Annotated in this window: 19 protein-coding genes and 1 tRNA gene; 11 read left to right on the forward strand and 9 right to left on the reverse strand. The window is 65.5% G+C overall.

Translation table 11 applies throughout. The features are described 5' to 3' along the window. Positions 1-244 precede the first annotated feature (244 nt). From F9K20_RS08050 to recJ, 6 genes are all read left to right on the forward strand, one after another. Positions 245-427 carry a hypothetical protein gene (locus tag F9K20_RS08050; protein ID WP_290999692.1) on the forward strand — a complete coding sequence of 61 codons (183 nt, stop codon included), beginning with the start codon at positions 245-247 and terminating at the stop codon, positions 425-427. Positions 428-622: 195 nt separating this feature from the next. Then, positions 623-1,849 carry an LL-diaminopimelate aminotransferase gene (locus F9K20_RS08055; protein ID WP_290999694.1) on the forward strand — a complete coding sequence of 409 codons (1,227 nt, stop codon included), beginning with the start codon at positions 623-625 and terminating at the stop codon, positions 1,847-1,849. A gap of 15 nt (positions 1,850-1,864) precedes the next feature. Next, positions 1,865-3,208 carry a homoserine dehydrogenase gene (locus tag F9K20_RS08060; RefSeq protein ID WP_290999696.1) on the forward strand — a complete coding sequence of 448 codons (1,344 nt, stop codon included), beginning with the start codon at positions 1,865-1,867 and terminating at the stop codon, positions 3,206-3,208. A gap of 19 nt (positions 3,209-3,227) precedes the next feature. Next, a complete protein-coding gene (glpX, locus tag F9K20_RS08065) occupies positions 3,228-4,217 on the forward strand; it encodes a class II fructose-bisphosphatase (RefSeq protein WP_290999698.1) in 990 nt (329 codons plus the stop codon). A gap of 84 nt (positions 4,218-4,301) precedes the next feature. Beyond that, a complete protein-coding gene (locus F9K20_RS08070; RefSeq protein WP_290999700.1) occupies positions 4,302-4,817 on the forward strand; it encodes a hypothetical protein in 516 nt (171 codons plus the stop codon). 91 nt (positions 4,818-4,908) lie between these two features. After that, complete coding sequence (gene recJ, locus F9K20_RS08075) at positions 4,909-6,747, forward strand: single-stranded-DNA-specific exonuclease RecJ (protein WP_290999702.1); 1,839 nt, start codon at positions 4,909-4,911, stop codon at positions 6,745-6,747. A gap of 12 nt (positions 6,748-6,759) precedes the next feature. Here the strand turns inward: recJ and F9K20_RS08080 are convergent, their stop codons facing one another. Further along, positions 6,760-6,924, reverse strand: a complete 165-nt coding sequence (locus tag F9K20_RS08080) for a hypothetical protein (RefSeq protein ID WP_290999705.1) — start codon at positions 6,922-6,924, stop codon at positions 6,760-6,762. Between the two features lie 138 nt (positions 6,925-7,062). Here F9K20_RS08080 and F9K20_RS08085 point away from each other — a divergent pair. Beyond that, a tRNA-Glu gene (locus F9K20_RS08085) sits at positions 7,063-7,137 on the forward strand. 174 nt (positions 7,138-7,311) lie between these two features. Here F9K20_RS08085 and F9K20_RS08090 read toward each other — a convergent pair. Next, entirely contained in the window at positions 7,312-12,714 is a 5,403-nt protein-coding gene (locus F9K20_RS08090) for a peptidoglycan-binding protein (RefSeq protein WP_290999708.1), read from the reverse strand. Positions 12,715-13,188: 474 nt separating this feature from the next. On the opposite strand from F9K20_RS08090, the gene F9K20_RS08095 reads away from it, so the two are divergent. The 4 genes from F9K20_RS08095 (at position 13,189) to F9K20_RS08110 (ending at position 18,532) form a co-directional block, all read left to right on the forward strand. Continuing rightward, on the forward strand, positions 13,189-13,665 hold the full coding sequence (locus tag F9K20_RS08095) for a hypothetical protein (protein WP_290999711.1): 477 nt from the start codon (positions 13,189-13,191) through the stop codon (positions 13,663-13,665). A 239-nt stretch (positions 13,666-13,904) separates the two neighbouring features. Then, a complete protein-coding gene (locus tag F9K20_RS08100) occupies positions 13,905-14,981 on the forward strand; it encodes an AAA family ATPase (RefSeq protein ID WP_290999714.1) in 1,077 nt (358 codons plus the stop codon). Between the two features lie 24 nt (positions 14,982-15,005). Continuing rightward, complete coding sequence (locus F9K20_RS08105) at positions 15,006-16,085, forward strand: AAA family ATPase (RefSeq protein ID WP_290999717.1); 1,080 nt, start codon at positions 15,006-15,008, stop codon at positions 16,083-16,085. A 20-nt stretch (positions 16,086-16,105) separates the two neighbouring features. Further along, entirely contained in the window at positions 16,106-18,532 is a 2,427-nt protein-coding gene (locus tag F9K20_RS08110) for a tetratricopeptide repeat protein (RefSeq protein ID WP_290999719.1), read from the forward strand. Between the two features lie 132 nt (positions 18,533-18,664). Here F9K20_RS08110 and pqqE read toward each other — a convergent pair whose 3' ends face one another. The 7 genes from pqqE to F9K20_RS08145 form a co-directional block, all read right to left on the reverse strand. Beyond that, the gene (gene pqqE / locus F9K20_RS08115) at positions 18,665-19,801 is read right to left on the reverse strand and encodes a pyrroloquinoline quinone biosynthesis protein PqqE (RefSeq protein WP_290999722.1); all 1,137 of its coding nucleotides are present in this window, start codon (positions 19,799-19,801) and stop codon (positions 18,665-18,667) included. A gap of 10 nt (positions 19,802-19,811) precedes the next feature. Next, positions 19,812-20,570, reverse strand: a complete 759-nt coding sequence (gene pqqC, locus F9K20_RS08120) for a pyrroloquinoline-quinone synthase PqqC (RefSeq protein ID WP_290999725.1) — start codon at positions 20,568-20,570, stop codon at positions 19,812-19,814. Beyond that, entirely contained in the window at positions 20,567-21,496 is a 930-nt protein-coding gene (gene pqqB / locus F9K20_RS08125) for a pyrroloquinoline quinone biosynthesis protein PqqB (protein WP_290999727.1), read from the reverse strand. The genes pqqC and pqqB overlap by 4 nt, the downstream gene beginning before the upstream one ends. A gap of 87 nt (positions 21,497-21,583) precedes the next feature. Further along, on the reverse strand, positions 21,584-21,673 hold the full coding sequence (gene pqqA / locus F9K20_RS08130) for a pyrroloquinoline quinone precursor peptide PqqA (RefSeq protein ID WP_290999729.1): 90 nt from the start codon (positions 21,671-21,673) through the stop codon (positions 21,584-21,586). Positions 21,674-21,792: 119 nt separating this feature from the next. Then, positions 21,793-22,476 (reverse strand): Crp/Fnr family transcriptional regulator, encoded by a 684-nt coding sequence (locus F9K20_RS08135; protein ID WP_290999731.1) that lies wholly within the window; start codon positions 22,474-22,476, stop codon positions 21,793-21,795. Between the two features lie 100 nt (positions 22,477-22,576). Further along, on the reverse strand, positions 22,577-24,046 hold the full coding sequence (locus tag F9K20_RS08140) for a cbb3-type cytochrome c oxidase subunit I (protein ID WP_290999733.1): 1,470 nt from the start codon (positions 24,044-24,046) through the stop codon (positions 22,577-22,579). Then, complete coding sequence (locus tag F9K20_RS08145; protein WP_290999735.1) at positions 24,043-24,483, reverse strand: DUF420 domain-containing protein; 441 nt, start codon at positions 24,481-24,483, stop codon at positions 24,043-24,045. The genes F9K20_RS08140 and F9K20_RS08145 overlap by 4 nt, the downstream gene beginning before the upstream one ends. Positions 24,484-24,490 lie beyond the last annotated feature (7 nt).

Consider the following 24,490-nt stretch of genomic DNA (forward strand, 5'->3'; position numbering starts at 1 on the left):
GCGGCCGCCAGTATCCATTGTATGCCAAGCTTTTGCGACATTGCGCAGGTAGTGTCACTTGGACGTGTGGACAAACTGCGTCGCACGGGCAGTATCGCCGGCGGTCGAATCGCGTAAATCCTCGCCCCGCGCAATTTGGGGAGACGGTATGCAAGTTGTGCGGCCGTGGAAAGCCTGGGGCGCGGGCGGGCGGCTCCCGTCGCCGCGAGGCTGCAGCGCAGCATGCAGGGGAACCATCCTGTCCTTGGCCGTCATTATGGCCGGCTTGGCCGGCTGCTCCTCGATTTCCACACCCTTGCCGGATCTGAAGCCGAGCGCCTCGACCGCAATGTCGCAGCAGGATCGCCAGAAGGCGATGGACGAGCTCAACCGGAAGCGAGACACGCACGAGGAGGAGGCCGAACGCCAGATCGAGGGCGCGCAGTAGTTACGCGTCGGCGCGCCGGCACCCGACCTCGATCGCCATTGGTCACATCGGCCGCCGGGATGGCGGTCGGTTGGGCTAGAGGTCTGGACGGAGGGCGCCGGCAGGGCGTAAACACGGGGCCCGGTCTCGCGGGCAGCGTTGCTTAACGGCCTGCCCGCCACTCCGCCCATTCACACGTCCAGGAAGAGGCGTCCCGTGCACGAGGACTTCCACCGCATCAAGCGCTTGCCGCCGTACGTTTTTGCCGAGGTCAACCGGCTGAAGGCGGCGGCCCGCGCACGCGGCGCCGACATCATCGACCTCGGCATGGGTAACCCCGACATGCCGACGCCGCAGCACATCGTCGACAAGCTGGTCGAGACCATCGCCAAGCCGCGCACGCACCGCTACTCGGCCTCGAAGGGCATTCCGGGGCTGAGGCGTGCGCAAGCCGCCTACTACGAGCGGCGCTTCGGCGTGAAGCTCGACCCCGAGACGCAGATTGTCGCCACCATGGGCTCGAAGGAGGGCTTCGCCAACATGGCGCAGGCCATCACCGCGCCCGGCGATGTGATCCTGGTGCCGAACCCGACGTACCCGATCCACGAGTTCGGGTTCTTGTTGTCGGGCGCCGCCATCCGCCATCTGCCGGCGTCGACGGGCGAGGAGTTCCTGCGCCTCGTCGAGCGCGCCTGCAAGCACACCATCCCCAAGCCCTTAGCGCTGGTGCTGTCGTACCCGTCCAACCCGACGGCGATGATCGCCGACCTCGATTTCTACAAGGACGCCATCGAGCTGGCGAAGCGGCTCGATCTGATCGTGTTGTCCGACATCGCGTATGCGGAGATCTACTTCGACGGCAACCCGCCACCCTCGGTGCTGCAGGTGCCGGGCGCCATCGATATCGCCGTCGAGTTCACCTCGCTGTCGAAGACCTACAACATGCCGGGTTGGCGCATGGGCTTTGCGGTGGGCAACGAGCGGCTCATTGCGGCGCTTGCACGCATCAAGTCGTATCTCGACTACGGTGCCTTCACGCCCATCCAAGTGGCGGCGGCGGCGGCGCTCAACGGGCCGCAGGAGTGCGTCGAGGAGATCCGCGCCACCTATCACAGCCGCCGCGACTGCCTCGTCGAGTCCTTCGGGCGAGCCGGCTGGCACATCCCGCCCCCGCCGGCGACGATGTTCGCCTGGGCGCCGGTCCCGGAGCCGTTCAAGGAGCTGGGCTCGGTCGAGTTCGCCAAGTTGTTGATCGAGAAGGCGAGCATCGCCGTCTCGCCGGGCCTCGGCTTCGGCGAATACGGCGAGGGCTTCATCCGCATCGCCCTGGTCGAGAACGAGCATCGCATCCGGCAGGCCGCCCGCAACCTCAAAAAGTTCCTCGCCCAGGCCCCGGAAACGATGCATAACGTGATCCCGATTCAGCACAAAGCCAGCCGCTAACTCCTCGCGTTTCCAATGCAAAAGCCTCTGACCCTGGGCATTGCCGGCCTTGGCACTGTCGGCGCTGGCCTGCTTGAGCTGCTCCAAGTGCACAAGGAGCGCCTCGCCGAGCGCGCTGGCCGGCCGCTGAAGGTCGTTGGCATCTCGGCGCGGTCGAAGAACAAGAAGCGCGGCGTCGACACGGCCGGCATCGCCTGGTTCGACGATCCGGTGGCGCTGGCGAAGGATGCGAGCATCGAGGCGTTCGTCGAGCTCATCGGCGGCTCGGACGGTGTCGCCAAGGACGCGGTCGAGGCGGCGCTGAAGGCCGGCAAGCACGTCGTCACGGCCAACAAGGCCCTGCTGGCCAAGCACGGCGTCGAGCTCGCCAAGCTGGCCGAGGAGAAGGGGGTCGCGCTCAACTTCGAGGCGGCGGTGGCGGGCGGCATTCCCGTCATCAAGACGCTGCGCGAGTCGCTCGCCGCCAACGAGGTGCGCCGCGTTTACGGCATCCTCAACGGCACCTGCAACTACATCCTGTCGACCATGACCGACGAGCACCGCTCGTTCGCCGAGGCGCTCAAGGAGGCGCAGCAGCTCGGCTACGCCGAGGCCGACCCGACCTTCGACATCGGCGGTTTCGACACGGCGCACAAGCTCGCCATCCTGACCAGCCTCGCCTTCGGCACCGAGATCGACTTCGAGCAGGTCGACGTCGAAGGCATCCAGTCGATCACCGAGGCCGACATCGAGGCGGCCGAGGACATGGGCTACCGCATCAAGCTCTTGGGCGTCGCAGCGCGCACCGTGGGCGGCATCGAGGCGCGCGTGCACCCCGCCATGGTGCCGAAGCACTCGGCCATCGCCGAGGTATCGGGGGCCACCAACGCGGTGGCAATCGACGCCGACTTCTGCAATAGCCTGCTGCTCATCGGCCCCGGCGCCGGCGGTCGCGCCACAGCCTCGGCGGTGGCCAGTGACATCCTCGATATCGCCCGCGGCACCGTCATGCCGCCACTGGTCACGCGCACAGGTAGCCTAAAGCGCTATACGAAATCGAAGCTCGGTGCGCACCAAGGCGCTTACTATGTGCGGCTTTCGGTCTACGATCGCCCCGGTGCAATGGCGGCGATCGCCAAGCGCATGGGAGATCGCGAGGTGTCGATCGAGAGCATCGTGCAGCGGCGCCCGCGCTCGGCGCTGCCCGGCATCGGTGCGCGGTTGAAGCCCGGCGCCCCGGCTCTCGTCGTCATGATCACGCACGAGACGACCGAGGAGGCGATCCGCCAGGCGGTCGAGGCGATCGAGCAGGACGGCAAGGTTTCGGAGCGTCCGCAGGTGATACGCATCGAGAAGCTCGGTGAAGGCGATGAGCTCTAGCCGGGGGAGGAGTGGGGCGATGACAGAGGTGTGCGGCAATTCTGGCCTCGACCGCGTGCTGGTACTCGAGGTGACGCGCGTCACCGAGGCGGCGGCGATCGCTGCTGCGCGCCTGCGCGGGCGCGGCGCCGAGAAGGCGGCGGACAAGGCGGCGGTCGATGCCATGCGCCGCGAGCTCACCAAGCTTGCCATTCGCGGCACCGTCGTCATCGGCGAAGGCGAGATGGACGAGGCGCCGATGCTCTACATCGGCGAGAAAGTGGGCTCGGGGGAGGGCCCGGAGGTCGATATCGCCGTCGATCCGCTGGAAGGCACGACCATCTGCGCCAAGGCGATGCCGAATGCGCTCGCCGTGCTCGCCATGTCGGAGCGCGGCGGCCTGTTGCACGCCCCCGACATGTACATGAACAAGATCGCCATCGGCCCCGGCTATGCGCCGGGCCTCGTCGATCTCGACGCGTCGCCGGGCGATAACATCGCCGCTCTCGCCAAGGCCAAGGGCGTGCCGGTGTCCGACATCACGGCCTGCATCCTCGACCGGCCGCGTCACGCCGAGCTCATTGCCGCGGTGCGTGCTGCCGGCGCGGCGATCCAGCTCATTCCCGACGGCGATATCGCCGGCGTCATCTGGACCACCGACCCCGAGAAGACCGGCATCGACATCTATCTTGGCTCCGGCGGCGCGCCCGAGGGCGTGCTGGCCGCGGCGGCGCTGCGCTGCATCGGTGGGCAGATCCAAGGGCGCTTGATGCCGACCAACGACGACGAGCGCGCCCGGGCTGCGTCCATGGGCATCGTCGATATCAGCCGCAAGTTCAAGCTCGAGGACATGGCGGCCGGCGACGTGATCTTCGCCGCCGCCGGCGTCACGGATGGCTCGCTGCTCGACGGCGTGCGCTTCCACGGCGAGTTCGCCGAGGTCGATTCGGTCGTCATGCGCTCGAAGACGGGCACCGTACGGCGCATCAAGTCGAAGTGTCGCGATATCGCCGGGCGCTTCGGCGCCTAAGCTGGCGCGATGCGCCTTGAACAGGCGCGGGCATTCCTGAAGAATGGTGCCTCAACGCGGGCGCGTCTTCCGAAGGGGGCAAGCGTGGACGAGCGCGATGCCGGAGGCTACTCGGTCACCTACGGCGGTGAGGAGATCCAGGCACCTGTCTACGTGATCGCCTTGCTCGCCGCGGCGATGCTGGCTGCCGCGCTGGTGACGGGCAGCACGTTGTGGCTGGTGCTGGGGGTCGCTGCCGCGGGGGTGACCTACTACAACGTGCCTCTGCTCGAACGGCGCCCCGCCATGGGCGCCAACCAGTACGGCATCTTCATTCAGGGCCTCGGGCTCATCCGCTGGCGGGCCATCGATCGCATCGAGCTCGTCGAGGTCGCCGTGCGGGCGAGCACCATCCACGAGCTGCAGATCGCGCTCAAGGAGCGCCTGTCGAGCGCGCTCGTCGCCGACTGGCGCAAGCAGCCCTTCTATCGCTCGTTGATGCGGCTGCCGTGGTCGATGGCGCGCTCGAACGTGGTCGGCGTCAACCTGGAGCCGTTCAACCAGGAGCCGGACGAGATCCACCGCACGCTCTTGCGCCTCTGGCGGCATTACCGCAGCTAGGCGAGGCTGTGGATAAGCGGCGCCCTCGTATCGCCAACTCGGCGCGCCGATGATCAACTTCGCCGGAGGCGAATCAAATCGGGGGCAGGGCATGGTCGCGGCGCGCAGGCGGCGGGACGAAGCGGCGGCCGCGACACCGTTTCTTGGCGTCGCCGCTTCGGCGCGTGGCCTCGCCTGGCGCGAGCGGCTGGCCGGCGAGGCGCAGTTGCGCGCTGGGGCAATCAGCCAGCGGCACGGCCTTCCGGAGCTTTTAGGTCGCGTGCTGGCGGCGCGCGGCGTTTCGGTCGACGATGTCCCGGTGGTGCTCAATCCGACGCTGAAGGCACTGATGCCGGATCCCTCCAGCGTGCGCGACATGGATGCTGCCGCGGCGCGCCTGGCCGACGCCATCGAGAAGCGGCAGTCGGTGGCGATTTTCGGCGACTACGACGTCGACGGCGCCGCTTCCGCGGCGCTGCTGTCCCGCTTCTTGGCGCATCACGGGGTGTCGGCGCGCATCTACATCCCCGACCGGCTGTTCGAGGGCTATGGCCCGAACCCGGCAGCCATCGAGGCGCTCGTCAAGGACGGCGCGCAGCTCATCGTCACCGTCGACTGCGGTACGACCAGCGCCGAGCCGTTGGCGCGCGCCGGCGAGCTCGGCTGCGACGTCATCGTCATCGATCATCATCAGGCGGACGAGGTGTTGCCGCGCGCCTGCGCCGTGGTCAATCCCAACCGGCAGGACGATGTGTCGGGGCTCGGGCACCTGTGCGCGGCCGGCGTCGCCTTCCTGGTGCTGGTCGCGACGACGCGCGAATTGCGGCGCCGGGGTTTCTATGCGGAGGGCAGGACGGAGCCGGACCTCATGGCCGAGCTCGATCTCGTGGCGCTGGCCACGGTTGCCGACGTGGTGCCGCTTACCGGCCTCAACCGCGCCTACGTTACGCAAGGCTTGCAGGTCATGCGCTGGCGGCGCAACAAGGGCGTCAAGGCGTTGATCGACGCAGCGGGTCTCAACGAGCCGCCGACGCCGTACCATCTCGGCTTCATCCTGGGACCGCGCATCAACGCAGGCGGGCGCATCGGCGACGCCGCGCTCGGCTCGCGACTGCTGGCCGGCGAGGACGAGGTGGAGGCGGCGCGCATCGCCGTGCTGCTCGACAGGCTGAACAAGGAGCGGCGCGCGCTCGAGAAGCAGATGTTGGAGGAGGCGCTGGCCGAGGCGGAGGCGCGCCTTTCCGCACGTCCCGACGCGGCGTTGCTCATGCTCGGCTCGCATAGCTGGCACAAGGGCGTCGTGGGGCTGGTCGCCAGCCGCCTGACCGAGCGCTTCCGGCTTCCCTCGTGCGTCATCGCCTGGAACGAGGAGACGGGCGGCGACGGCACCGGCTCGTTGCGCTCGGTGTCGGGCGCCGATATCGGCAGCGCGGTGCGCGCCGCCGTCGCCGCCGGCCATCTCGTCAAGGGCGGCGGCCACGCCATGGCGGCGGGCTTGACCGTGACGCGGGCCAATGTCGCCGCGCTGGAGGAGTTCCTCAATGCTCAGCTCGCCGCAAGCGTGGGGCAAGCGCGCGAGCGCGCCGCGCTCGACATCGATGGCGCACTGACGCCGGCCGGGGTGACGGACGAGCTCATCGACCTCATCGCCCGCGTCGGTCCGTACGGGCAGGGCAACCCGGCTCCGCGTTTCGCCTTTCCGGCGACGCAGGTGAAGTTTGCCAAGGTCGTCGGCGAGAGCCATGTGCGCTGCGTGCTGCAATCGGCCGATGGCGCCAAGCTCGAAGGCATCGCCTTCCGCGCCGCGGGCGAGCCGCTGGGTGACATGCTGCTGGGCTCCGGCGGACTGCCGCTGCACGTCGCCGGCTCGGTCAAGCGCTCCGCCTTCAACGGGCGCGAGCGGCTCGAGGTGCACATCGAGGACGCTGCCGATCCGCACCGCCAGGGTTGACCCCGCTGCGCCTCAGGCGGCGCGGCCGCGCCGCCCAAGCATCCCCAAGACGATGACGGCGACAACGACGCCGATGGCGGCGGGCCGCAGCGTTCCGGGCCACAGGAAGCGGTCGATGAGGATGACGGTAAGGAGTCCGGCGATGAGGCCGAGGAGGCTCCTGGCGATGGGATGCATGGCTTACTCCCGCAAGGCTTATGGCCGTGCATTCGCCGCGCAGATCGGCGCCTTGCTAGGATAGCCGGCTGCGCGCAATCGCGCAGCGGGGCGTTGCTTGCGTGGGGCGCCAAACGTCCCTATACGGGTGGCCCTGCCGGTCCCTTCGTCTATCGGTTAGGACGCGAGATTTTCAATCTTGAAAGACGGGTTCGACTCCCGTAGGGACCGCCAAAGATCGCAACCCCGTTATGTCTCGTCGAAGACAAGAATGTTCACGGTCAGTGCTGAGCGGACCCTCCTACTGACGGCTGCTGAAGACACTGACCCTGAGGAGACCACTGTCAGGGGCATTGCCGTAGCAGGCCATGCCTTTCCAGACGCCAAGCATGGCCTTGGTCTGCACCGTCATTTCTTGCTCGGCGCTTTGCTGCAGCGGAATTGATTCTTGCCGACGGTTTGCCTAACGGTCCCCTTCGGGCAGATGCATTTGCCGCCTTGCACCGTGCCACCGGAGCAGATCAGCGCCGGCGGGGGCGGTGAGGTCTTCACGCAACTGAAGGCATTGGTTGCAGTCTGTTTGCGCGTGGTGCCCTTCGGGCAGATGCATTGGCCGCTAACGACACTGCCGCCGATGCAGGTCAGCGACGGCGTGGTCTTCACGCAGCTGAAGGCGTTGGTTGCGGTCTGCTTGCGCTCGGTGCCTTTCGGGCAGATGCACCGGCCATCTTGCACATGCCCGCCCGAGCACGTGAGCGAGGGCGCTCTAGCACAAAGGATGCTTTGGCCACCGCTCGTGACCTCTCTGATCTGCCAGCCTTGTGCGACGAGGACCTTGGCTCTGTTGCGGTCGACCTCGGACCAGCCCGCGTCGCAGCGTGGGGGCGGCGCGGTTTTCACGCAGCTGAAGGCATTGGTTGCGGTCTGCTTGCGCTCGGTGCCCTTCGGGCAGATGCACTGGCCGTCCCGGACGCTGCCGCCGGTGCATGTGATCGGCGGCGGGGGCGTCACGCACGTGAAGGCGTTAGCGGCGGTCTGTTTGCGCTCGGTGCCCTTCGGGCATTCGCATTGGCCCTCCACAACGCGCCCACCCACGCATTGCGGCGGCGGGGGCGCCTTGGCGCAGAGGATGGTCGTGCCCGCGCTGGTGACCTCCCTGATCTCCCAGCCCCGGGCACGTAGAGCCTTGGCCTTGTCGCGGTTGACCTCTGACCAGCCCGTCTCGCAGCGCGGTGGCGGCGCGATCTCGACGCAACGGAAAGCATTGGTTGCGGTCTGCCTGCGCTCGGTGCCCTTCGGGCATTCGCATTGGCCGTCCACCACGCGCCCACCGATGCATTGCGGTGGCGGGGGCGCCTTGGCGCAGAGGATAGTCTTGCCTGCGCTGGTGACCTCCCTGATCTCCCAGCCCTGGGCACGCAGAGCCTTGGCCTTGTCACGGTTGACCTCTGACCAGCCGGCCGCGCAACGTGGCTCCGGCTCCTCCGCGCCTGGGATGGTGATGATGCTCTCGTGCCGGTCGTTCGCCGGATTCCTGTCTTTCACCTTGCTGTCAGGCCACACCATTTCCTTGACGTGCGTGATCTTGTCCGGCGCGAAGTCTGCGGGGATATTGATGACGAGCTTCAGCCGCGCAGCATCGCCGGGCTTGATGCTGAGATGCTCGCCTTGGCACGCATAGGCACCAGTACCCGTGACGTTGCAGGTGAGGCCGGATGTCTCCCCCGTGGCGCTGGTGATCGATACCGCAGGCGAGAGCGTGCCCTTCAGGCCGGCGCTCCCTTCAAACTGCTTGTTGCCCTTGTTCCTGATGCGGACATTGAGTGTGCAGGCGGCGCCGCGCTGGCACGTGGTGTCGCCCTCTGGCGCTAGATCGTGGCCAGGCCGGCGGACCTCGACCTCGACACAACTCCGATTGTTGGCATTGTTGCGGTCTCCCTCGGGGGCACCAAGCGAGTCCGGGAACAGGGCAGCGAGCGTCGCCGCATCCAAGGCGCCGGTTTCCGGCAGTCCGTGGTCGCGCTGGAACTGACGTAGCGCGTTGACGGTCGTAGCGTCGAGCAGGATATCGATCGGTCCAACTTCATAGCCAAGAAACGACAGCTGTATCTCTGCGAGAGAGTACCAACTATCGATATTGATCCTCTCTCTCGGATAGATCACGGCGGCACAGTTTGTGATGGTTTCGGGCGCGTAGTCCTCAGGGATCGGGATGTTGATGAAAAAGTCCCTGCTTGCGTCGATAGGCATCGAGACCGGATTGGTGGCGGTAAACGTGCTATTGGTCCACCATTCGTAACGCGCTCCCGGTCCTGTGTAGATGGTGAAGCCTCGAGATTCGATCCCTTCGGGCACGATGTCCTGCAGAAACAGGGCGCCGTTATACGTCTCCGGTCCATTGTTCGTGACCACGATGTCGAACCTGCAGCTCTCGCCCGCCACGCAGAATTCGGGTGCGGTCTTCACGAGCTGAAGATCAAGACCAACGGCCTCGGGCTCGGGCGCCGCCTCGCCACGAACGATTGGCACCGTGACACATTGAGCATCGTTGGCATCGTTGGCATCGTGCCCGCCGGGAAATGCCATTTCGCCCCATGCGATCTCGGTGCAGTTTTCAAGCTCGTCACCTGCGATGTCGGCAGCAAGCCCGACGGCAATCTGGATCCTGTGGCAATCGCCAGATTCGGTATGTGGTGCGAGCTGAAGTGTGCCAGCGTCTGGTTGGCAGCGTGCGGTATCGCCGTGCGCAGGCGTGCAGCTCCAAGTCGGATGGGGCGAACTGATCGAGGCGGCCGGTAGACCGGTGCCATTTACGGTGGCTGTGTCCTCGGCGACGAACGGTCCATCGAACGGAGCCGTCCCCAGGTTGCACACATTAAGGTGGAAGCGGCAGGTTTCTCCAGGGCGGCACTCGTCAGGACGCTCCTTTTGGAGCTGCAGTTCGACATTCGCCGGCTCGACTGGCGCCGCTTCCTCGCCGAGGACGGCATCGACGCAGGCAAAATCGTTGGCTGGATGGCCGTCGCCGACGGCGCCCGGCAAGGGCATTTCAGGCCAGGCAATGAAGGAGCAATTGCGCAGCGTGTCGCCGGCGGCGCCAGCGGGAACATCGACGCCGATCTCGAAATGAATGGGATGGCCAAGCTCGATGACGACCGGGCCAGCATGGGCACACCGGACGTTTCCAGCGCCATGCGGCTCGCAGGTCCACTCCGGCGTCAAGGCATGGATCGACCCCGGATCGATGAGGGCTCCTCCGATCACGCCAGCAGTGTCGTTTATGGCGACCGGCCCCTCATAGTTGTCGGTGCCGAGATTGCTGACCGTGATCCGGAAATCGCAGCGCTGTCCGGGCCGGCAGACGCCGATCGACTGTTTCTCGAGCTGCAGCTCAATATTCAGCGGCTCCCCTCCCGGAGGCACGATAGCGGGCCCAAGCGGAATGCGGATGGGCGCGCAATCCCTGTCGTTGTCTGCAGTTCCATCGCCCGGCAGGCCAGACGAGGCCGGGAACAGGGAGTTGAACAGAGCGTCGTCGATGCCGCCGGGTGGAAGTCCGTGAGCCGCACGGTAAGCATCGATAGCGGCCTGCGTTGCGGCATCGGCAACGCCGTCAACCGGTCCTGGGTTGAAACCCAAAAGCAGGAGTGCGGCCTCGATGGCTCGAATGCGCGCCGGGCCTTCCAAGGCCCCGGGCCAGACAATGAAAGCGCAGTTCCAGTACTCCAGAGCAGCCGGAGGCTCACCGGGAAGGATGATGAGTGGCCAGCCGATTGTCAGCGTGAGCGTCACGCTCTCACCAGGCGCAAGCGTGACGGGCTCGTGCCGGCAGCCGATCGGGCCTGGAACGACGGGCTGCTCGCAGGTCCATCCGGCAGAGGCGCCGATGAGGAAGGCATTCGGAACACCCGGCGCGTCCAAGATATGGAGGGGTCCGTTGTAAACGCCGGGACCGTGGTTCGTGACTGTGATCGTGAGCGTGCAGGGTATGCCCTGCTCACACTCGGCGGCTTGTTTATCGATGCCAAGCTCGGGCCACGCCTCGCCGGGCGGTAGCGGCGGGTATTCGTCTTCCGGAACAGGCCAGGGCCAGGATTCCTCCCACGGTCCATACCACGGGCCTTGCTCGGGCCGCTCCTCTGGGCTTGGGGCGGTCTGATAAATCTCCACATCGCCAATACGAGTGGCGTCGTTGCGGCGCAATTCGGATTCGATCCCGCCGCCGCCCGCGTCGACATTGATGTCGGTGTCGATGAAGAAAGAGCGGTCGGGGCCGGTTGCCGGGGTAACGGGGCCGGGCTGGGGATAGGGCTCGAAGGCGGTGGTGGGTTCGGCCGCCTCATAGGGCTGCTCTGCGCGGCCCTGCAGCCCGTGCACCTCTGACGCATTGTTGTGCGCATTGGAGTTGCGGTCGAAGCACAAGCCCTTGGGCGAGCATAGGCCGTCGCCGGTCATCCACACAAACGCGTCGGGCCGGTTCGTGTCGATGCTCCAGCTCTCGCCGTAGCCCATGCCGAAGGAGACGCCGCCTGATGAGCCGGCGCGCAAATAGGGCGGCCCTTCGTCCTTGCGGTCGTAGTAGCCGACGTCGTAGCGCCCGGCGAGCCGCCAGGCGCCCTGCGGCGTCAGCTCATAGCGCAGCACGCGCGACTCCTGCGGGCGGGCGAAGGCGCTCTCGGCATCGAGACCGAGATTGCGCACGCCGCCACGCTCGGCGACTAGCATCACTCCCTGGCTGCCGAAGGCGGGGAACGCAATATCCGCAACCGGATGACTGCGGCCGGAGCGGGCGATGGCTTCCGGCGAACGGAAGAAATCGGGCAGAAAGAACTCGCGGCGCACACTCGTCGTGTCGATGCCACCGTCAGGGCCGATGCGCACGGACCAGACCGAATTGCGCTGGTCATCGCCCGAGGCGGCGAAGTCGGCATTGCCAAAGCCCTGGCTGCCCCAGATGGAATAAAACAGGCGCACCTCGCCGCTTGCAGGATCGCGCCGCACGCCTACGCCCCAGACGCGGCGGCGAAAATCGGCGAAGTTCCAACAGGAGGGCGTGCGCGCGAAATCTCCGCTCGCACAGTCGCCAGCGCGCGCCTTCGAAGCCGGATCGAACGCGACAGGCTCGAGCGTCCCTGCCGCACCCGTTGTCGCGTCGAAGAAATTGGCGCGGCCGCTGGCCCCGTGATCGTAATGGCCGAGATCGGCGCCGTCAGAGGCCCGCAGCCGGTGGATCATGCCGGTCTCGAGGTCTGATACGTAGAGCTGTTTGTTCCACCGGTCGTAGGCGATATTGCCGAGGGCGGCGCCGGTGTTGGCGCGGCCGTTCAGCGTGATGTTGGCGAGCAGCCGAGGTCTGAGCCCGTTCGCCACCTCGAGCACGTAGACGGAACCCGGGCCGCCGCCCGGTCCCCACATGCCTGCCATCCAGTTCGTATTGTCGGGCGTTCGATGCAGGCCGAAAGCCGAGGTCGCCGTCAAATAGATGTTCGGCGGGTTAGCGTCGTCGAGTGCAATGCCAAATACCTGGCCGATCTGAGCGGCGGTCACCGGCGTGCGCTGCAGCTCATCCCACCAGTGCTCACCCTGCGGCGCGCCGCCCGGCGGACGCAAGTCGATGATGCTGCCGACAGTGCCGCCCGTATTGATGACGGTGCGACCGCCCTCAGTGATGGTCCCGGAGAATCGGGTAACGTAAGCTTCTCCCGGCTGCAGTGCTTCCTGAGCGCGCGCACCCTCCTGGGGCAGCAGCAAGACCGACGCCGCGATCAATACCGAGAACGCAATAATATGCCATTGGGAGGAACGGCTCATGCCGTACCTTGGCTCTCGGGAAATTACTCCGCTTTGATGGCGATCAACTGCATGACGTGTCTCTGGCGTGGCTGCAGCTGGCCCGATGCCCCCGAGACGGTCGTGCGCTTGCATGGAGGCTCAACCTTGCGGCTCTGCTCGGGTTGAGCGCGGCATCGACCGGCCAAAGGGTGCAATCGCCAGCAATAAGGAGCAATGCCAAAGCTGGATTGATAAGCAATAATAATATTAGGATCAAAGCCATCTTCGAGTGAGATCGACAGATACTGGAGACCCAGCGTGGCCACCAGGGATGAGCGGACAACAGGCACTCCGGTTTCGACGCAACCGTCGCGCCATGGCGGCCCTCGGCCCGCCGCGTTTCAGGGCGGAAGAAATGGGGCCGCTGAATCGCAAAAAGCGGGCACGGGCTCCGGGCGCGGCATCGACCTTACGGCAAACGTCGCGCTCATAGCCGCTGGCGCCATCGGATTGTTGGCGGCCGCCATCGTGAGCGTTGGACTATTGAGCTCGCCGGGAGAGCACGGCACGCCCACTGCCGGAGGTCAGCAGCCCGTCGCCTCGACGACAACGTCCCTTGTCCAGCCCGTCGCCGCTAACGACAGCGAGCAGGCGATCGCCCGCCTGATGATGAGCGCCCCTGAGAAGGATAGAGTGAGAGAGGAGCTGGCCAGCGGCAGGCTGCGGCTTGGCTGGGTGACGCTCTCGGATATCCAGCAAGAGGACGACGACTGGGTGCGGCTCGAGGCGGCGGGCTTCCGGCAGGACCTACGTCTCCTCCATAAGGCGTATACGATCGCCGTCCCGTATGTGCCGGGATTGCCCATCACCGTGACTGGCCTTGTGGACGGCGGTGGCGGGGACATTACCGTCGCGGTTTACGTCGGCGCGGCACAGATCTCACTCAGGCCCTTGAAAAAGGGGGAGATGCTGCGGATCCCGACCCCCTGACGGGCTCCAGGCAGTTGACGTGCCCCACCTCGCTTCAGCCTACAGGAAATCTCGTCTTTACCCGTCAAAGACAGGGTGACAATCTTCCCACTCGACTGGGATTGAGAGGAGACCACGGCATGACGGGCATGGCGTGGGCTGGTCGGCTCGGTATCGTTATCGCGGTCATTATAATTGAGCGCGCATCCCCGGCGCTTGCGTGGTTCTTGGTCGGTTTGTCCGCAATTGGCGTGATTTGCGTGCTGCCCTACCAGGCACGCTACCTCCCCGCCCCCGTGCTCGAGACAATCGATCGCGCCATGGGCAAGCACGGCCGCAAGGTCGAGCCTAAGACGCCCACCGTGATCGATGAGACCGAGCTCTCCGACTACTTGAAGTCGCGCGTCATCGGTCAGAACGAGGTGATCGATGCGCTTGCCCGGCGGTTGCGCCTGCGGTTAGCGGCACGGCGACAGGGCAAGCCAGTGGCGGTCATGTGCTTTGCCGGCGCGCCAGCCGTTGGCAAGACATTTCTCGCCAAGGTTCTGGCGGAGAAGCTCTATGGAACCGACGCTCACCTGCATATTTTCGAAATGGCCAAGTTTCAGGAAGGCTTCTCGGCTACCGCGCTTTTCGGAGTGCCGGCGGGCTTCGCGGGTTCAGGCGAGCCGGGGCTCATCTCCCGCGCGTTGCACGATACCCCAAACTCTATTGTCCTGCTCGACGAGTTCGAGAAGGCGAGCCGCGACATTCACATGCAGTTCCTTTCCGCCTGGAACGACGGATTCGTCACGGATCTTGGCACCTCGACCAAGTATCCCACGACCGAGACGATCTTCGTTCTGACGACCAATGCCGGGGCCGCCCGCATCAAGGAGCTGACGCGCAATTCCGACATCGCACAAGACGACCTCAATAGACTCATCAAGAGCGCCCTTCTCGACGCCGCCTTCGCCCCCGAGGTCCTTTCCCGCATTGATGATGTCTTTGCTTTCCGCGACCTCGCAGGGCTCGATATCGCACGCGTTGTGGCGCTGGAGATGGAGCGCAAGACGCATGAATACCAGCTGGAGATTGCCGAGCACGGCATTGATCCGGCGATCCTGATCGATGCCATCGACGATTTTACCGAGACCAAGCCGAAAGGCGGCGTGCGCGATATCGCACGCGAGATCGAGGACCAGATCGCAGATGGCCTGATTGAGGCCAAAGCTGCGGGCGCGCGCCGGGTGCGCTTCGAGGCCACTGGGCGCCGCGTGCGCGTCGTCCCTGTTCATGAGGACGATGGGGAAGAAGGCGAGCAGCGGGCGCGCATCGAACGGGCCGCGGTTGGATGATCCGCCGCCGACAGGAGAAGCGTCATGACAGGAGATGCCAAGAAGCCGACCGCGGGGAACAGAGACCCGCTCGCGCGATTATCCAACTTCGATGTTCTCTCCGACAAGTGGGAGGCCAAGAGCCGCGAGCTTACGCTGATCGATCCGGTGGAGCTGGCAAGCTACCTCAAGTCCAAGGTGATCGGCCAGAACTCGGTGATCGACTCGGTGGTGACGCGTCTGCATCGGCGCATGGCCGCCAAGCGGCCGAACAAGCCCATAGCCGTATTCTGCTTTGCCGGCGCGCCAGGCGTGGGCAAGACGTATCTGGCGCAGGTTCTCGCCGAGAAGATCTACGGCAGCCCCAAGCATCTGCATTACATCGACATGACGAAGTTCGGCAGCGAGGCCTCCTCGTGGACGCTCTTCGGCTCGGCTGCCGGCCACGTCGGCTCGAGCAGGCCCGGGCTCCTGCCGCGGTATTTACGCGATGTTCCGAACTCAATCGTTCTTCTCGATGAGATCGAGAAGGCACATCGCAGCATCCTGACGCAGTTTCTGTCCGCCTGGAACGATGGGTTCATCACCGAGCTCAGCGACGGGTCCAAGCATTCGACCAACGAAGCGATCTTCATCATGACAACGAATGCCGGGCGCAGCCGCATCGCGGAGTTAGCTCGCGATCCCAAGATCACACAGGAAGAGCTCAACAAGCTGGCTAAGTCGGCGCTGCAGGACGCGCAGTTCGCGCCTGAGGTTCTCTCGCGCGTCGATGACGTGTTCGCATTTCGCGAACTCGCCGGCCTCGACATCGCCCGCGTCGTCGCGCTCGAGATCGAAAAGGCGACCAAATCCTACAACCTGGAGATCGCCGGCCAGGGCATCGACCCAGAAATTCTTGTGAGCGCGATCGACGAGTTCACGCAGAACAAGCCAGCAGGCGGCGTGCGCGAGATCGCGCGGCACATCGAGGACAAGATTGCCGACGGCCTGATCGAGGCGCGCAGGAACGGCGCAAATGAGGTGATGTTCGAAGCCGACGGCAGCGATGTCCGCGTCGTGGCCGTTCCGCCGGCCGAGGCAGAGCAACCCGCCGCATCGGGCAATGAGACGGTGTCGCGCTAAGGCGCGCGAGGAGCCGGGACATGACGAGTACGACCCCCACGGGCAAGGGCATGCTGTCGACCGAGGCGGCACGCAAGTCGTTTTTCTCCACGGTCGTCGATCTCTACAAAAGCGATCTTGCCCTCCGCGGCATGGTCGATTTCGCGGTGATCGGCGCCGTGACCCTGATGTTCATCAACCCACCGCACAGGGTGCAATGGCCGTGGAGCGACGCAGATACGAAGCAGGATACGATAAGGCCCAAACCCATCACTCCCGGCATAAACCTGCCGGACCGCACCATCCCGACGCCGGGGGGAGGGCCCCAGACCACGGTCGGCACGGTCGTCAGCATCCCGTTTATGGACGTGCTGCAGCACCCGCGGCTGGGCATGGACTCCTTGATCGATTTTGACCAAAGCGCCTTTTCCTCGTCACGCTTGGAGGACCGTCCGCGGCTCGAGGCAGCGCGGCTGGCGATTGCGCGCGCTGACAACGAGGGAGCGATCGAGAAACTGCGCGAGGCCAATGGTGACGACGCAAACGTCGCGCTGTTGCGCGGCGCCGCGCTTGTTCTACAGGGCACGGCGGAGGGCAACCGCACGGCAGAGGCGTTGTGGCGGCAGGCCGTCAATGGAGGCAACACCCAGGCCAAAGCCTTGCTCGGACGGCTGCTCGGAAGCGGCTGGGCAGGCATAACCGCCAACGCCACCGAGGCCCAGAGGCTAATCGAGGCGGGAGTGGCGAGCAACGACCGCCAGGCCATGCGCATTGCCGGCCTCGGCTACATGAGCGGTGACTTCGGAACGCTTGATCCGCCTAAAGCCGCCGACATCTTCAAGCGTGCCGCGGATGCCGGAGATGTCCTGGCGATGGCGCTTTATGCGCGCGTGCTGGCAGACGGTATCGGCGTCGCCTCCCCCGACGGAAAGCTGGCTGAACAGTACCTGCGCAAGGCCGCCGAGGCCGGGCTGACAGTGGCCCAGTACACGCTCGGCGCTTGGATCATCGATGAGTTCTCGAAAGGGCTTATCCCAAGTCCGCAAGAGGGCCTGGATTGGCTAAAGAGGGCGTACGAGAAGGGTCACACCATTTATGCCCTCAACAGCTTGGCTGTCTTCCACGGAACCGCCAAGGCTCCGCCCTGGAAAGACATTCCCCGCGCGATGGACTATGTGCGCCGCTGCTCGGGCTTTGCCGAGCAGGCCTGCCAGAACAATGTCGGCTATGCGTGGGAGTCGGGCGCCTTCGGCAGCCCCAATCTGCCTGCGGCACGCGCCCACTACGAGATCGCACGGACACTCGACCACCCAACAGCTGCCGGGGAAGTTAAGAGGCTGGATGCGCAGCTCTCCCAGGCGCAGCGGACGGAGGCACAAGCGATCGAGCAAAAGGTGCGCGCGGCGCTCAAGCCCATTCCACCGAGCATCCTGCTGCAGTACCCGGAACTGTCTGGGCCACCACCGGAGGCGATCGCACCCGGCATTCCGCTCATCGACGCCCATGTGCAGGACAAAGGCGGGCAAGGTTCAGGCCCAGTCAGCTCCGACGCCACGCTCGATGCTCTGCGCAGGCGAGCCTATGGCCACATGGAGGCCAAGGACTACGACAGCGCGATCGCCGACTTCACCGACATCATCCGCCAGGGCAGCGCGGCCTGGGAAGACTACAACCAGCGCGGCATGGCCCACCATTCGAGGCGTCAACTCGATGACGCGCTCGAAGACTACAGCCGTGCCATCTCGCGCAACGGGCAGGCGTATGCCGCCTACTTCAACCGCTCACTCGTCCATCAGGAGAAAGGCGATTTCGACAGCGCGATAACCGACCTCAACTCCGCGATCAAGGGAGAGGCCTCGAACGCATCGTACTACCTCTCCCGTGGTCACCTAAACTTCAAACGACGAGCTTTCCAAAGTGCCATCCAGGACTACGACAAGGTCATAGAGCTGCTTACCAACGACAAGTCGGCGAGCAACGATGACAAGGCGTTTGCCTTCCTGATGCGCGGCAAGGTTCGCGTGCAGGAGGCGGCTGCGCAGGGCGGCAAGGATGCGTCGATGTTCATGCCCGCGCTTCTCGATCTCGAACAGGCGCTTCTCGCCAAGCCGAATGACGCGGAGGCACACTTCCAGATCGGCTGGATCGCCGACAGGATCGGCAACTATCGCAAAGCCATTGAGTCCTACACGTTAGCCGTGAAGGAGGATCCTAACCACTCGACGGCCTACAACAACCGTGGGGTCATCTACGGGAACCGGGGGCAACGTGATCTGGCGCTCGCCGACTACAACGATGCCATTCGCGCGGACCCGCAAAACCAGCATGCCTGGGCGAACCGGGCCGCGCTCTTCGCCGGAGCCCGCAATCGCAAGCAAGCCATTGCCGACTATCGCCGCGCACTCGAAATCGACCCCAACCATGAGTATGCGCGCCACGGCTTGCGCAAGCTGGGCGTCAGGCCCTGAAGAGCTCAAGGGGGACCTGCGGCCGTGGCCCGCAGGGTCGGGAGAGCGTCTCTGGCTCCGGTCAACCACTTCATGCCGGCGGGCAGGTAATGACGAGGCAAGGCGCTAGCCCGCCCGCGGGCGGGCTAGCGATCAATTCAGCGACGCCCCCATGCGCCGGTAGATGAACGGCGGCGCGGGCTGGTGGGATTCGCGCTCGGCGATAGCTGCAAACTCCGCGTGCCATGGCGACTTGGCACATGCAGGGTCGGCGTTCGCCGCGTCTCCCGTCATGGTGAGCGCCTGGCAGCGGCAGCCGCCCCAATCGATCTCGCGGCGTTCGCACGAGCGGCACGGCTCCTTCATCCAGCTCGTGCCGCGAAACTTCTGGAACGCCTCGCCGTTGAACCAAATGTCCGCCAGCGGCCTGTCGCGCACGCTGTCGATGGCGAGGCCGGGGATCGACTGGCAGGCGTGGCAGGGCAGCACCTTGCCCGTCGGCGTAATGTCGATGAGGCTGCGGCCCCAGCCGCCCATGCAAGGCTTGGGGCGCACCGCATAGTGGTCGTGGGCGACGACGTCGAAGACGAGGATGCCCTTGAGGCGGTCCTTGGCCGCGTTGGTGATGTCGACGGACTTCAGGAACTGCTCGCGCGTCGGTATGAGCGCTGCCCGGTTCTTCAATGCCCAGGCATAGTATTGCGTATGCGCGACCTCGATGCGCCCGGCGCCGACCTCGACCGCGTAGTCGATCATCGCCGGCAGGTTGTCGATGTTCTGGCGATGGATGACGACGTTGAGGGTGAGCGGCAACCCGAGCTCGCCGATCCAGCGCGCCACTTCGCGCTTCTTCTCGGCGCCTCCCTTGTAGGCCGAGATGCGCTGGGCGTTGGCGGGGTCGACGTCCTGGATGGAGAGCTGGACATGATCGAGCCCCAGCTTCGCCAGGCGCTCCAGCCGCTCGCGGGTCAACGTGACGCCGGAGGTGATGAGGTTGGTATAAAGACCGGCGGCGACGGCACCCTCGAGGATATCCTCGAGATCCAACCTAAGAGTAGGCTCGCCGCCGGAAAGGTGGAGTTGCAGTACACCGAGCTCGCCCGCCTGGCGCAGCACGTCCCGCCACTCGTCCGCCGACAGCTCGTTACCGCGCTCCATATCGAGCGGGTTGGAGCAGTAGGGGCACTGCAGCGGGCAGCGGTAGGTCAGCTCGGCCAGGAGGCCGACCGGCGCCCGCGTGCAGGCGGGCGTCGCGTCCTCGAGGCTATCGAGCGGCTTTAGCTCGGTCATCGCGGAATGCTCACTCGGGCCGATAGGCGCCGGGCGGAATCATCCCGTTCACGTAGGCGAGCTGCAGCGCATCGAGCTGCGCCCACAGCACGTCGCACTTGAAGCGTACGGCGGCAACGCACGCCTCCTGCATGTCGCGCGTGCGGGCGTTGGTCTTGACGAACTCGAGCGCGAACGTCGCATCGCGCGGCGCCTGGGTGAGACGGCGCTTGAAGTAGGCCATCACGTCGTCGTTGACGAAATTGTAGTTGGCCAGCATGCCGGCGATGCGCTCGCGGTGGATCGCCGGGGCGAACAGCTCGGTGAGCGAGGAGGCGACGGCGACGACGAGCGGCTGCTCGACGACGAAGCGCACGTAAGATTCGACCGCGAAGCGGGTGGCGGGCAAGGCGCCGCGCATGCTCGTCACGTATTCGCGCTCCAGCCCGAGGCAGTCGGTGAGCTTCAGCCAGCGCTCGATGCCGCCATGCTCCTCGGGGAGCATGCCGTCATGATCGTGAATGCGATGGATCCACTCGCGGCGGAATTCGCGGTCATATACGCGGCTCATCAGGGCTGCGTCCTTTCTCGGCACCGCCTCCTGATAGCAGTAACGGTTGAGGGCCCAAGCCGCGACTTGGCCCTTGTTCAGCTTGCCGCCGTGCAACAGCTTATGGAACGCGTGCTTGTCGTGGTAACGCTCCTCGCCCACGGCGCGGATCTTGGTCTCGAACTCCTGCGGGCTCCAGGGCTGCTCGAGTGTCTCGAACGTTCTGACGAACTCATTCATAGGCGAACCTCCATACCGTCGTAGCCAATTTCCCAGCCGGCGGCCTCGACGGCTCTGCGTTCGGCAGAGTTCGCGTCCAGCACCGGATTTGAGTTGTTGATGTGCACGTAGATCTTGCGTCCGACCTCGAGGTCGCCGAAGGCGGAGATCGAGCCCCGCGGCCCCGAGATCGAGACGTGCCCCATCCGCTCTCCCGACTTGTCGAGCAGACCCTGATGGATCATCTCGTCGTCGGCATAGAGCGTCCCATCGAAGAAGATCAGCGATGCGCCCTTGAGACGCCGCTCCAGCGCGGGGTCGACCTCGGCGCAGCCGGGCACGTAGAAGAAGCTCTCGCCGGTTGCCGCGTCGCTGATCTTGAGACCAATGGTATCGCCCGGTTGCGTGCCGAAACCGGGACCCGCGGCGGCATCCTCGAGGTAGAGCGCGATCTTGCCCGGCACATCGAAGGCCTCGATGGTGAGGCCAAGATCGGTGCCGGCGCCGGCGAGCGGCACGCTGAGGCCAAGCTCGAGCGGGATGCGCGCGACGATCCCTGCGGCGAGGATGCCGAAGACGGAGTTGGACTTGATCACGTCGAGGACGCGCGGCGTTGCGTAGACGGAGAACGGCTGGGCCTCGCGCAGATTGATGAGCCCGGCGATGTGATCGACGTCGCCGTTGGTGAGCACGACGGCCTTGATGGGGCTGGCTCGCAGGGCGCCGTTGCCAGGCGTAAACACCGGGGCCGCCTCGATCTGTTGCCTGAGGTCGGGAGACGCATTGAGCAGGACCCAATCGGCGCCGTTGGCGCTCACGGCGAGCGAGGATTGCGTGCGCGCAACAAACCCTGGCTTGCCGCTGCGCACGGAGGCGCAATTGCGGCAATTGCAGTTCCATTGCGGACAACCACCACCGGCACCGGACCCGAGAACGCGAATGATCATGGAGTGCACGCCATTTTCACGCCAAGGCAACCCTTGCGGCCATCGCGGGCCGCAACTGCGCTTGGCATGTCTGGGTTGCGGAGGGAGTCAGATGGCGCCGAATTCCGCCGGCAGGTAGCTCGTCACCTCGAGCCCTACTTCCTGCTCACTGACCTGCGGCTTGCTCCAGCTTTTCATGGTTCCTCCCATTTCTTGTCTGGAGGAACTCTGGGCCGATCACTGCGCGCGCGCTTGATCCACATCAAGCGCCCGATCACGCTGCGGTCAAAGGCGTGTGAGCGGAGGCGGCAGGGACATCACCTGTCCTCGCCTTCGGCGAGGGTGCATAATAGATCGGGCTTGAGTACGGACACACTGCGGCGCCCCGAGGTGGCAATTACGCCGGCCATCTTGAGGTAGCGGATCTCGCGGCTCACAGTCTCGATGGTCAATCCAAGCGCATCGGCGATCTCGTTGCGCGATAGCGGCAGCTCGAAGCGCTGTGAAAGCCCGGGGCCGACGCCCGGAATGGGGCGCATGATGCGTGTGGCGATGGATACCAATAGACTCGCGACCTTCTCGCGGGCGGATTTGCGGCCGAGCAGGAACATCCACTCGCGTGCCGTTTCTAGGTCATCGAGCGCGCGCCGATAGAGCGCCTGCTCGAGAGAGGGGTGATTGCGCATCACGGTCTCGAAGGCGCTGCGCGAGAAGCAGCACAGCTCCAGTTGCGTCGTGGCCTCGGCGACGAGCGTATTCTTGGCGCCATAGGGGTGGCCGACGAAATCGGCAGGATACTGCAGGCCGACGATCTGCAGCCGCCCGTCCTTCTGCGCTTTGACGAGCTTGACGACGCCCGAGACGATAATGGCCAGCCAGCTGAAGCCCTGGTGCTCGCTCTGAATGACCTGACCGGCGGGAATGCGCCTGTGGTGGGCGATCGGCCCCAACTCGCGGGCGGCGGCCTCCGTGACATCGCTGCACAAGGCGCGATCACGCACGGCGCAGCGATCGCAATAGTATCTTCCTCGCATATCCGTCTTTAGGTCTTGACCGGTGAGGGTCGGACGACGATCCAGGGGCGGCGCGCATCTCACTTTGCTAGCGCCCTCCCCGGCGACCTTTGATCTGTGTCAATGATCCGGCAGCAGAGTTAATGCCGGGGGCCGCGGGTTGTTGCCGCAGGAGCGCCCGTGCGACCGTGCTCACGAACAGTACGCCGCCGATGACGGCGAACAGGGCTCCGACGCCGTGCAGGTACATGCCTATGACGGCGCCGTCGACGAGATGCGCCGCGCCGGCAGGCATCTTCCTCGGCGCACCATAGCCGCCGGCCCAGAACAGCCCCAGGCAGGCGACGAGCTGGCCAAAGCCAAACAGCAGGATCTGGGCGCGGACCGTACGGCTTGGCGGCACGGAGCGGCCGAGTGCCGGCAGGCAATGAACCAGGAAGAGGCCCATCAGGGCGAGGTTCACGCCGGCGATGGTGCCGTGGTAGTGGGCCGGCGTGCGTGTGTCCGAGCCGGTGATCATGAGGCCCATGATGCCGCCGGCTCCGAACACGATCGGCGACAGGACGAGAGCGAGGAATCCGGGGTCGTGCCAGGGCAGCGGGCCGCGACGTCGCGCGGCGAGCACGCCGCTGAGGCCGCCGACGGCGATGATCAGCGAGGGAAGCGCCACGACGAACTGAAGCCGGCGAAAGGCCTCGGTCTGCAGCGGCGAGAATGGCTCGAACACCTTGTAGAAGAACACCGCCGGCAGCGTGAATGCGGCAAGCAAGACGATGGCCAGGCGGAAGACATCGGCATCAAAGCTCGTTTCGCCGAGTGAGCTGCGCAGCAGGACGAACCATCCCGTCAGCATCAGCAGCGCGTAGAGGAACTGCAGCACGTGCCCGCCGCCCCAGAAAAGATGCTCGTGGAAGGTGCGTCCTGGTTCGGAACCCCACGATAGCGATAGCGCGAGCGCGATGCAGGTGAGCGCGATGATGTAGATGACGGCGCCGGCGCTCATGGCGAGCGCAAGGTGACCAAAGTCTTGGAGCCGCCGCGCGCCAACGTTGGCGAGCAGTCGCACGGCGGGGAGTGCGATGCCCAGTCCGAACAGCAGCAGCCCGAGATAGTAGGAGCGGTGGACGATGACCGGAACGTAGTTGTTGAGCGAGGCGACGCTGTCGTTGAAGAAGGCGGGCGCCAGCAGAAACGGAAATGCGAGGGCTACCAGGTGGGCTCCGGTCGCACCCAGGGATGCGAGGCGGGGCCCCTCCTCGGTTGCGTTCAAAGTGGCGATGCTGGCGAGGAGCGCGAAGGTGGTGAGGAACCATACGACGAGCGAGAACACGACGTGGATGACGAGGCCCTTGGCAAAGAAGCCCGTGGGCCACGGCAGCACGCGCTCGATGCCCGGCAGGCGCGACACGGCGAGCATGAAGGCGAAGACGCCGGCGATGGCGAGCGAACCCACGGCGAGGATCGCCCATTGCCTGAGCTCGTCGCGCATCCTCCGCCGCACATCGGCGGTGCCACCGGCGCCGATGCCGTCATGGGCATCGAAGGCGACGTCCGTCATTGGCCGGGCACCTGATACGGCCAGAGGTGGATCGTCATGATGTAGACGACGATCCCCGACATGGCGACGAACATCCAGAGGCCCCAGGCCGGCACCGCCAGCCTACGGTGCGCGTCCTCGCGCCCGCTCAGCGCGCGGAAGACGAGCAGCGGCACGACCGGGGTGGCGATTGCGGCCGCGAGAATATGGATGATCAGGATCGAGAAGTAGATCGGCCGGATGATCCCATAGCCGCCGAACTTCGCCAGCCCGGCGCCGAAGTGGTAGACGAGGTAAAGGGCCAGGAATGCGACGCCGAGAGTCACGGCCGCCAGCATGAACCGTCGATGCAGCGCGCGGTCTCCGCTGCGGATGGCGAAGTAGCCGCCGATGAGCGCGGCGATCGTTGAGACGTTTATCGCCGCGAGAATGTGCGGCAGCGCTGTATTCAGGCTCATTACGTGC

The sequence above is a fragment of the Hyphomicrobium sp. genome, assembly GCF_009026145.1.
Classification (GTDB): domain Bacteria; phylum Pseudomonadota; class Alphaproteobacteria; order Rhizobiales; family Hyphomicrobiaceae; genus Hyphomicrobium_A.

What these genes read in the sequence shown, in the direction of transcription:
- pqqB (WP_290999727.1), bottom strand. Translation starts at nt 21,496, where the DNA reads ATGATCATTCGCGTTCTCGGGTCCGGTGCCGGTGGTGGTTGTCCGCAA.
- F9K20_RS08090 (WP_290999708.1), bottom strand. Translation starts at nt 12,714, where the DNA reads ATGAGCCGTTCCTCCCAATGGCATATTATTGCGTTCTCGGTATTGATC.
- pqqE (WP_290999722.1), bottom strand. Translation starts at nt 19,801, where the DNA reads ATGACCGAGCTAAAGCCGCTCGATAGCCTCGAGGACGCGACGCCCGCC.
- F9K20_RS08110 (WP_290999719.1), top strand. Translation starts at nt 16,106, where the DNA reads ATGACGAGTACGACCCCCACGGGCAAGGGCATGCTGTCGACCGAGGCG.
- F9K20_RS08105 (WP_290999717.1), top strand. Translation starts at nt 15,006, where the DNA reads ATGACAGGAGATGCCAAGAAGCCGACCGCGGGGAACAGAGACCCGCTC.
- F9K20_RS08145 (WP_290999735.1), bottom strand. Translation starts at nt 24,483, where the DNA reads ATGAGCCTGAATACAGCGCTGCCGCACATTCTCGCGGCGATAAACGTC.
- pqqC (WP_290999725.1), bottom strand. Translation starts at nt 20,570, where the DNA reads ATGAATGAGTTCGTCAGAACGTTCGAGACACTCGAGCAGCCCTGGAGC.
- F9K20_RS08080 (WP_290999705.1), bottom strand. Translation starts at nt 6,924, where the DNA reads ATGCATCCCATCGCCAGGAGCCTCCTCGGCCTCATCGCCGGACTCCTT.
- F9K20_RS08060 (WP_290999696.1), top strand. Translation starts at nt 1,865, where the DNA reads ATGCAAAAGCCTCTGACCCTGGGCATTGCCGGCCTTGGCACTGTCGGC.
- pqqA (WP_290999729.1), bottom strand. Translation starts at nt 21,673, where the DNA reads ATGAAAAGCTGGAGCAAGCCGCAGGTCAGTGAGCAGGAAGTAGGGCTC.
- glpX (WP_290999698.1), top strand. Translation starts at nt 3,228, where the DNA reads ATGACAGAGGTGTGCGGCAATTCTGGCCTCGACCGCGTGCTGGTACTC.
- F9K20_RS08140 (WP_290999733.1), bottom strand. Translation starts at nt 24,046, where the DNA reads ATGACGGACGTCGCCTTCGATGCCCATGACGGCATCGGCGCCGGTGGC.
- recJ (WP_290999702.1), top strand. Translation starts at nt 4,909, where the DNA reads ATGGTCGCGGCGCGCAGGCGGCGGGACGAAGCGGCGGCCGCGACACCG.